Annotated in this window: 5 protein-coding genes and 2 tRNA genes; 4 read left to right on the top strand and 3 right to left on the bottom strand. The window is 71.3% G+C overall.

What is annotated here, in order from left to right:
* Positions 1-918: DMT family transporter (locus G6017_RS04030; RefSeq protein WP_179524303.1), on the bottom strand; the 918-nt coding region annotated here is incomplete at its 3' end.
* Positions 919-1,117: 199 nt separating this feature from the next.
* Here G6017_RS04030 and G6017_RS04035 point away from each other — a divergent pair.
* Entirely contained in the window at positions 1,118-1,462 is a 345-nt protein-coding gene (locus G6017_RS04035) for a PadR family transcriptional regulator (protein ID WP_031265220.1), read from the top strand.
* Positions 1,462-2,451: an HAAS signaling domain-containing protein gene (locus G6017_RS04040; protein WP_182616047.1), complete on the top strand. Its 990-nt coding sequence runs from the start codon at positions 1,462-1,464 to the stop codon at positions 2,449-2,451. The genes G6017_RS04035 and G6017_RS04040 overlap by 1 nt, the downstream gene beginning before the upstream one ends.
* A 71-nt stretch (positions 2,452-2,522) precedes the next feature.
* Here the strand turns inward: G6017_RS04040 and G6017_RS04045 are convergent.
* Positions 2,523-2,595 (bottom strand) — tRNA-Arg (locus tag G6017_RS04045).
* Between the two features lie 48 nt (positions 2,596-2,643).
* Positions 2,644-2,735: transfer RNA gene (locus tag G6017_RS04050), tRNA-Ser, on the bottom strand.
* A gap of 105 nt (positions 2,736-2,840) precedes the next feature.
* Between G6017_RS04050 and G6017_RS04055 the strand changes: the two genes are divergently transcribed.
* Both G6017_RS04055 and G6017_RS04060 read left to right on the top strand, forming a co-directional pair.
* A complete protein-coding gene (locus G6017_RS04055) occupies positions 2,841-3,899 on the top strand; it encodes a pyridoxal phosphate-dependent aminotransferase (protein ID WP_095717124.1) in 1,059 nt (352 codons plus the stop codon).
* 129 nt (positions 3,900-4,028) lie between these two features.
* A partial coding sequence (locus G6017_RS04060; RefSeq protein WP_524536237.1) for a metallophosphoesterase family protein occupies positions 4,029-5,139 on the top strand: 1,111 nt, incomplete at its 3' end.

Genomic DNA, 5,139 nt, shown 5'->3' on the forward strand with positions numbered 1-5,139 from the left:
CCGGCGGTCGCGCTGGGCCTGCGCCGCTGCCCGGGACCGCAGCACCAGGATCACGCCGACCGCGCTGACCGCCATACCGACAGCCGCGAGAAGAGTGATCGGCACCCCGAACATCAGCCACACCCACACCATGGTGGTGGGCGGGGTGAGGTAGAGCAGGACGCTGGCCACCGTGGCGCCCCTGGTGCGGGTGACGAACACGTAGAGGACGTACCCGCAGAGCGTGGAGAGGAACACCAGCCAGGCCACCGCCACCCAGAACTCGGGCTCGGCCGGCACCGCGCCCTGCCCGGCCAGCAGCATCGCGGCGACCAGGGCCACCGCCGCGACGACCGACTGCATGGTGATGGACTGGAGGAGGGTCTCCGTGGGCCTGAGACGCTGGGTGAGGACCGTCCCCGTGGCCAGACTCAGCATCCCGGCCACCGGGAACAGGTAGGCCCACCACGGGGCACTGCCGGCACCCAGGCCGCCCGAGACCACCACCACGACGCCCGCCATTCCGAGCAGCATGCCGATCCACATGACCGGTGTGGTCCGTTCCCCGAGGAACCTGCCCGCGACCGTCGCCACGAGTAGTGGCTGCAGCGCCGCGATCAGCGCCGCCGTCCCGCCGTCGACGCCGCGGGCGACACCCTCGAAGATCATGAACAGGAACACGGCCTGACTGAACAGACCCAGCACCGCCTGCCGCGCCCACGCCCTCCGGTCGGTCAACCGCACGCGGAGCACGAGGCAGACCGAGAGCAGCAGGAGCCCGAGGATCGAGAACCGCCAGCCGAGCAGCTGCAGCGAGGTCCCACCGGTCCGGGTCCCGAGCTCCGCGCCGACGTAGCCCGAACTCCACATGATCACCAGTGCCACCGACGCCAGATGGCCGGCGTTGCGGCGGAGCGCATCTCGAGCGGGCTGGGACATCGGCACAGCCTACGAAGCGGCCGGTCTCGTCGTCGTCGTACCGTCGGCCCCACCCCCGACCCCCGCGCACGACATCCGGCGGCGGGGGCGACGGCGGGCGGGCATTCCCCCACGCCGACGATCACCGTTCCGGCCTCGAGCCGGGTGCCTGTGCGGCGCACTCTTCCCATACTGTGTGCCACACAGTACCGTGTGAGGCATGAGCGACGGAGTGGACGCGGTGCTGGGGACCCACCTGCAGGAGCTCCGGCGCGGCTCGGTGGTGCTGGCGAGCCTGCTGGCCTGCATGCGACCGCGCTACGGGTACGCCCTGCTCACCACGTTGGCCGAGGCCGGGATCTCGACCGAGGCCAACACCCTCTACCCACTGCTGCGCCGCCTGGAGGGTCAGGGGCTGCTCACCTCCACGTGGCGGACGGAGGAACCCCGACCCCGCAAGTACTACGAGACCACCGCGCTCGGTGCCCAGACCGCCGAGCTGCTCCACTCCGAATGGCAGGCGCTGGGCGCCTCCTACACCGATCTGCGGAAGGCGGAGACGTGATGTCCACACTGACCGATCGCTACATCGCCGAGGTGGTCCGGCGGCTGCCGGGCAGCACGAGCGACGACATCTCCGCCGAGATCGCCGCGACCATCGACGACATGGTCGCGGCCGAGCTCGACCGGCACGGCGACGGCGCCGCGGCTCCCGACCCCGACTCGATCGAGCGCGCCGTGCTCGGTCGGCTCGGTGACCCCGCCGCGCTGGCGCGTCGCTACTCGGGCGCACGGCACTACCTCATCGGGCCCGAGGTCTACCCGGCGTGGCTGCGTGTCCTGCGCTGGCTCATGCCGATCGTCGGCGCCCTGGCAGCACTCACGAGCGCGATCGTCTACGTGGTGACGGCCCCGCAGGCCGAACTGGGCGGCCTCATCGGTGAGGTCGTCAGCGGGGTGGTGTCCGCCCTGCTGTGGGCGTTCGCGGCCTGGACCCTGCTCGTGGTGATCGTCGAGCGGACCACGCCCGAGGGGGGCCGCAACCCCTTCACCACGTCGACCGCGTGGGACCCGTCGGAACTCGACCATCCGCGGGTCCGGCCGGACACCCGCATCGACGCGATCGTCTCGTTGAACCTCCTCGCGCTGCTCGCCGCCGTGCCCTTCGTGCCGTCGACGTTCCTCTACATCGGACACCTCAACGGCGGCGAGACGGTGGTGAACCCGGACATCCCCACCGTCTGGCTCGCGGGCTACCTGGCCCTGATCGGGGCGCTGGCGCTGGTGCAGATCCGGCGCCTGGCCCGCCCGGGGAGGTCCCGGCGGCGACTGGCCGTCGAGGTGGTCACCGACGTCGTGTTCGGCGCCTTCCTCACGGTCCTGGTCCTGACCCAGGAGTCGGTGATCCACCCCGACCTCGTCTCGGCCGGCGGGGACGAGCTGCCGGCCGCGGCGATCCGATGGAGTGTCGTCGCGACCGTCTGGGTGATCGTGATCTGGGACCAGGTCGAGACCCTCCGGGCGCATCGGCGGGACACGGCCGCGGCCCGGTGAGGCATCGGTGGAGGGACGAACGACGAACGCCCCCGTCCGCGTGGACGAGGGCGCTGCCGGTACCGCTGCTGTGCGCCCGAAGGGACTCGAACCCCTAACCTCTTGATCCGTAGTCAAGTGCTCTATCCATTGAGCTACGGGCGCATTATTCATCTGTCGTGCCAGTTCAACCGGTCACCCGGTGCTCCGGCATGGCGGAGGCGAGAGGATTTGAACCTCCGGTCCCCTTTAAGGAGGACAACTCATTAGCAGTGAGTCCCATTCGGCCGCTCTGGCACGCCTCCTGGAGGCTCTGCTGAGCCAACGAGGGATAACAGTACACACCGGTCGGCGCGGTGCGCAAAACGGCCGGACACCCCGCCGTCATCCGGTGGTCCTACTCTGTACGCATGTCCCCCGACGTGCGCAGCGACCTCGACGCCATCCCCTCCTACGTCCCCGGCGCCACCGTCCCGGGAGCGGTCAAACTGGCTTCCAACGAGACCACCGCGGGACCGCTGCCGAGCGTGGCGGCCGCCATCGTGGACGCCGCGGCCGGGGTGAACCGCTACCCGGACATCACCGCCGGAGCGCTGGTGTCCCGGTTGTCGGAGTTCCTCGGGATCCCGTCGCGCAACATCACCGCGGGCTGCGGCTCGGTGGCGTTGTGCCAGCAGCTCGTCCAGGCGGTGTGCGCACCCGGGGACGAGGTCCTCCACGGCTGGAGATCGTTCGAGGCCTACCCCATCATCGCGCGGATCGCGCACGCCGTCCCGGTCCCGGTCCCGAACCGGGCCGACGGCACCCTGGACCTCGACGCGATCGCCGACGCCGTGACCGACCGGACCCGGCTGATCTTCGTCTGCACTCCCAACAACCCCACCGGGCCGGCGGTCTCCCACGCCGAGCTCACCGCGTTCCTCGACCGCGTTCCGGAGCGGGTCACGGTGGCGCTGGACGAGGCGTACTACGAGTACCTCAGATCCGACGACCCGGTCGACGGCGTGGCGGAGTCCATGGCCAGGCCCAACGTCGTGGCTCTGCGCACGTTCTCCAAGGCGTACGGCCTGGCGGGGCTGCGCGTGGGCTACCTGACCGGGCCGGCGGACCTGGTGGTGTCCGTGGGGAAGATGGTCGTCCCGTTCTCGGTGAGCTCGCTCGCCCAGGCCGCCGGGATCGCCTGCCTCGACGCGGGCGACGAGCTCCGCGCCCGCACGGATGCGGTGGTGGCCGAACGCACGAGGGTCCGGGACGCGCTGATCGATCTCGGCCATGCCGTGCCGGAGAGCCAGGCCAACTTCGTGTGGCTGCCGCTCGGTGACGCCGCGGCCGCATTCGACTCGCACTGCCGCGACCACCTCGTCGTCACCAGGTGCTTCGCCGGCCACGGGGTGCGGGTGACGATCGGCGACCCCGTGGAGAACGACCGCCTCCTGGCCGCCGCACGCGCTTTTGTGACCGGAACGTGACTGTTCCGGCGGGCTCCCGTGACCTCACACCGGCACAGTGGGCAAGGTTCGCGTGCGCAGAGCGGTGCTCCCGCTGGTGATCACGCGTGTCAGCGACGGATCGACACCGAAGGACATCGAAGGAGCCGGATGAGACAGCAGAGTTCATGGGACGACATGAACTCCTCGCTGGTCGGCACCCGAGTATGGTCCGGCTCACCATCCCCGGCAGACCACCACGGACCGGGCTCCCCCTCGCTCCGCCGGACCGCGATCGTCACGCTGGTGATCGTGGCCATCGGCGCCCTGGTCCTCACCCTCGCCGGCACCCCGCTCGCCGGTGCCCGCACCGGCGAGTCCGGCCGACCCTGGACGCCCTCGGAGGAGACGCAGTCGGTGCGCATCCTCGGCATCGGCGAGTTCTCCGGTGCGCTGACCCGGCCGGTGGGGTTCCAGGGCCAGCTCCGGGACGGCTCGGGAAACGTACGGCCGGCGGGCGGTGGGGCCCACCTGGCCGCCACGGTGGGCAAGCTGCGCGACCAGGCCGGTGACGCGATGTTGCTGGCCACCGGTGACTCGATCGGTGGGACCGCTCCGGAGGCGGCGCTGCTGGGCGACCGGCCGACGATCGAGTTCTTCAACCGTCTCGGCGTGGACGGCGCCGGAGTCGGGAGGCGCGAGCTCGAGAAGGGGGCCGACCACGTCCGCTCCCTGGTCCGTCCGGGGTGCCGCACCGAGCAGGACTGCCGGGTGGACCCGCCCCTGCCACCGTTCCGCGGCGCGGCCTTCCCGTTCCTGGCCTCCAACGTCTTCCCCTCCCCCGACGCGGCTCCCACCTTCCCGTTCGCGATCCACCGCATCGGCGACGTCCGCGTGGGGGTCGTGGCCGTCACCCTCCCCTCCGACAGCGCCCCGGAGACGACGACCCGGCTCGCCGACCCGGTCAAGGCGGTCAACGAGACCGTGGAGGCGCTGCAGTTCCTCGGCGTGGAGGCGATCGTGGGCCTGGTGCAGTCCACCACCGTGCACGGCAACCTCGACCCCGGCGCCTGCCCCGACGAACTCACCGAGTTGGACCTGGTCAAGCGCCTGGACCCCGCCGTCGACGCGCTGATCGTCGGCGCCTCGGGCGGTCCCGCGACCTGCCGGGTGCGGGACGCGGAGAACGACGAGCGGGTGGTGGTGGCGCCCGCGTCCCACGGTCGGTCGGTCACCGTCGTCGACCTCGCCGTCGACCCCGCCACCGGCGACGTGATCCGCC

The organism is Dietzia sp. B44 (assembly GCF_014145245.1).
GTDB lineage: Bacteria > Actinomycetota > Actinomycetes > Mycobacteriales > Mycobacteriaceae > Dietzia > Dietzia natronolimnaea.